Here is a 1929-nt window from a genome sequence, read left to right on the forward strand (position 1 = left end):
CCGTTCCTGCCGCTCAGCCACAGGCGTTGTGGCAGGTGGCGGCATCACCCGGCAGATGATCGACGGGATTCCGCGCCAGGTATGGACAGGCGCTCAGCGGCGTAACCTGCCCGAACGGTCCGGTCCGTGGAAGACCGTGTGCAGGCCACACCGATTGTGGTCGGCCGACGGGCCCTGGGAGCGCCTGCTCCAGCAGGTCCAAGCCCAGGCTGACGCTGCGGGCGAGATCGACTGGGACATCTCGGTCGACTCCACCATCGTGCGGGCGCACCAGCATGCTGCTGGCGCCCGCACCGATCCACCGCCGGCTCCCTCTCAAAGGGGGACGCACCCCAAACCTGGGCGGCTGTGAGGTGAAGCGGGGGGTGCCCCCGTCTGACGACAAGGGCGGTGCGAGCATTTCCATGGGGCGGCGAACGATGCCGGAGGGACGGCAGGGCGTGGCGAACGCGGAGCAGGGCAGACCGGGCGGTGCCGTGGGCACGGGTGCGGCGGCCCGGTTGGGGACGGTTCGCGTCGTGCTCTGGCTGGTCGCCGCGGTCCTGGCGGCGCGGCAGATCGCGGTCGTGCTGCACACGGCCAGTGGGGAGCGGCTGACCGACCTGGAGACCTGGGTCGGACCGGACGGTGTCCTGCATGTCACGGGTTCGCTGTACGACTCGACGCGGTTCGCCGGTACGCCGTTCGGCGGCCTCGTCCTCAAGCCCCTCACCCGAACGGCCGAACAGGCGCTCGGCTGGGGCTGGACCTTCGGCACCCTCCTCCTGGTCGTCGCCCTCGGCCTGGTCGCCGCCCGCGCCCTGCCCCAGCCCGTCACCCGCCGCACGGCATTGCTCGCGGCCCCCGTCGCGGTCACCCTGCTGATGCTGTCGTTGCCGGTGCGCAACACGCTGTATCTGGGCCAGACCAGCATCCTCCCCGTCCTGCTCGTCCTGGCGGGCTGCTTCGCGGTCCGGGGCGAGCGCGCCAGCGGGGTCTGCATAGGGCTGGCCGCGGCCTTCCAGCCGACCGTGCTGCTGTTCGTGCCGCTGCTGTGGTTCACCGGCCGCCGCCGGGCCGCCGCGAGCACCGGGATCACCTTCGCCACCGCCACCGCGCTCGCCTGGGCGGTGATGCCGCACGACTCGTACGCCTACTGGGTGCACCACCTGGCCGGGGTCGGCCTCGGCGGCCGGGCGGACGACCTCGCCAACCAGTCCCTGCACGGCGCGCTGCTCCGGCTGGGCCTCACGGGCCCGCTGGAGATCGTCGTCTTCTTCGCGCTGGCCGCCGCCGTCGCCGCACTCGGCATGCGGAGGGCCATCCACTACGCCCGCGACGGACAGTTGCTGCTCGCGGTCGCCCTCACCGGCTGTGTCGTGGTCGCCGTCTCGCCGACGTCCTGGAAGCACCAGCTGCTGTGGGTGCTGCTCGCGGTGGTCGGCCGGGTCGGCAGGAAGGCCTCGGCGCGGTACGTGTGGCCGGTCGCCGTCGTCCTGGTGATGACGCTGCCCGCGAAGATGATGGTGCCGAACGTGGGCGTTCTGCACCCGGTGCGTGACAACGTGGTCCTGCTGGCAGCGCTCACCGCCGCGCTCGTCGTGCCGTTCCTGTCCCGTACCTCGGAGTACTTCCGGGCGCCGATCCCCACGGAGTACGCCCCGAAGGCGCAGACCCGCTTCACCCGGGCCCCGTTGCTGCGCCGGGTGGCGACCCGTCCCAACCTGCTCCTCGAACTGCTGCTGATCCGCGCCACCTACGCCGCCTACCAGCGCACCCGCCTGGAGGCCACCGGCAGCCGGGCCGTCGCCGAGGAGCACGCCGGGCAGGTCCTCGCGGTCGAGAAGGCCCTGTTCATCGACATCGAGCACTGGTTCAACCACACGGTGGTCGGGATCGGCTGGCTGCGGGGCTTCTTCGACTTCTACTACACGTCGTTCCACTTCGTGG

General features: G+C 71.7%; 1 protein-coding gene and 1 pseudogene. Both read left to right on the forward strand.

Annotated features, from left to right (window positions below):
* Positions 1-292 (forward strand): annotated as a pseudogene (locus tag AWZ10_RS47840) (transposase); the annotation flags it as partial.
* 148 nt (positions 293-440) lie between these two features.
* Positions 441-1929, forward strand: a 1489-nt coding sequence (locus AWZ10_RS19575) for a glycosyltransferase family 87 protein (RefSeq protein WP_425264499.1), incomplete at its 3' end; no start/stop codon positions are given.

The organism is Streptomyces europaeiscabiei, assembly GCF_001550375.1.
GTDB classification, from domain to species: domain Bacteria; phylum Actinomycetota; class Actinomycetes; order Streptomycetales; family Streptomycetaceae; genus Streptomyces; species Streptomyces europaeiscabiei.